The sequence below is a fragment of the Novacetimonas hansenii JCM 7643 genome, from assembly GCF_000964405.1.
GTDB lineage: Bacteria > Pseudomonadota > Alphaproteobacteria > Acetobacterales > Acetobacteraceae > Novacetimonas > Novacetimonas hansenii.
The window spans coordinates 1-1,574 of sequence record NZ_BANE01000229.1; the positions used below are offsets into that span (position 1 = coordinate 1).

1 protein-coding gene is annotated in these 1,574 nt (G+C 52.3%); it reads left to right on the forward strand.

What is annotated here, in order from left to right; translation table 11 throughout:
- The first annotated feature begins 190 nt into the window (after positions 1 to 190).
- Positions 191 to 1,093, forward strand: a complete 903-nt coding sequence (locus B7G66_RS13770) for a diacylglycerol/lipid kinase family protein (protein ID WP_003616493.1) — start codon at positions 191 to 193, stop codon at positions 1,091 to 1,093.
- Positions 1,094 to 1,574: the final 481 nt, after the last annotated feature.

Here is a 1,574-nt window from a genome sequence, read left to right on the forward strand (position 1 = left end):
CTTCAGAAGACGCCGCCTTTTTGAAAAAAGGCAGCACCCAAAAATTTTTCTTTTTTTTATCAATGACTTATTTTCAAACAATCTCTTACAGCCAGAACAAGATGATAGTCGAATTTTTATGATTTTTATCAATGATCTACATTAGAACACGACGCCATTATCCGGTCATGCAGCGCCCCGGCGAAAGAACATGAAGGGTATCACGGGCATGCGGGCATGCATCATCGTCAACCCCACGGCGGGACGCAGGCGGCGCAGGCCACTCGCGCGGTTCATCGCCGCCCTGCGCGCGGGTGGGGCGCAGGTGCGGGTCCTGACGACGCGCCATGCGGGCCATGCGCAGGAACTGGCGCGCCAGGCCCTGGGGGCGGCCGGGACCGACTGCATCATCGCCGCGGGCGGGGATGGCACGATTGCCGAAGTGGCGCAGGTCCTTGCAGGAACACAGCAGCGCATGGGTATTTTCCCGGCGGGCAGTGCGAACGTTCTGGCCCGTGAACTTGGCATACCCTTTGCCCCGCAGGCGGCGGCACGTCTGATCCTGTCGGGCGCCAGCGCGACCATATGGCCCGGCATGGCGGAGGATACGAAACATGCCCGCCTGTTTGTCCAGATGGCCGGAATCGGGTTCGACGCCTGTGTGGTACACGGGCTGCCGTCACGCCTGAAACGCATGGTGGGACGCACGGCCTATGTCCTGACCATGTTCGGCGCGGCGCTGCGTTACCGTTTTACGACGTTGCAGGTACAGGTGGACGGCACCACGCACCACGCCCATGGCGTCGTGGTGTCCAAGGGACGCCTGTATGGCGGGCGGTTCGTCCTTTGCCACACCGGCATGCAGCATGAGGCGGGGTTTCGCGTCATCATGCTGGAAACGGAAGGCCTTCTGGCCACCCTACGCATGGGATGCGCGCTGCTGCTGGGGCGGGTGGAGCGGATGCATGATGTGCGGATCGTGACCGGGCACGACATAGAGGTCCATGCCGCAACGCCAGTCCCGGTGCAGGTGGATGGGGATGTGCTGGGCATGACGCCAGTCCGTATCCGCGATGCCGGGCGGCCTCTGCACCTTGCGATAGAAAGTAGATAAATATGGAAGAATTAATAAATAAAATAACAGATATGCCATGTATTTCCAATAATATTTATAATTTTATTTCACAAAAGGGTGCGGATAATCTGCCTATGATTTTGGCAGATTTAGGCCGCCAGCTTTGTAATTACTTCAGTCTCTTTTCTGATTGTGACAAAAGAAAGATCTTTTACCTAATAGAAAATAATGAAAAATAAAGTTACATGGTGGCTACAATGTTTTTAGAGTCATTTATAAACTGTTGGATCTCCCACGGTCACAAAGACACTTACAAAGAATTTACTGTCCAGAAATCACTAATATTTATTAATAAACTCGGTGAATATTACTCTTAACACCAGAAATCATTACGACGTAAGATTCATCACGCTATAATTCCCAGACCACAGTCAAAGACCTGCAAGACTGTTTGAAAAGTCACGCTCAATAACATCCTGAAATTATAAAGATTTTTGGTGAAGCTTTTTCTAAAAAGCTT

Coding starts and splice junctions, on each gene's coding strand:
- B7G66_RS13770 (WP_003616493.1), top strand. CDS start 191: ATGAAGGGTATCACGGGCATGCGGGCATGCATCATCGTCAACCCCACG.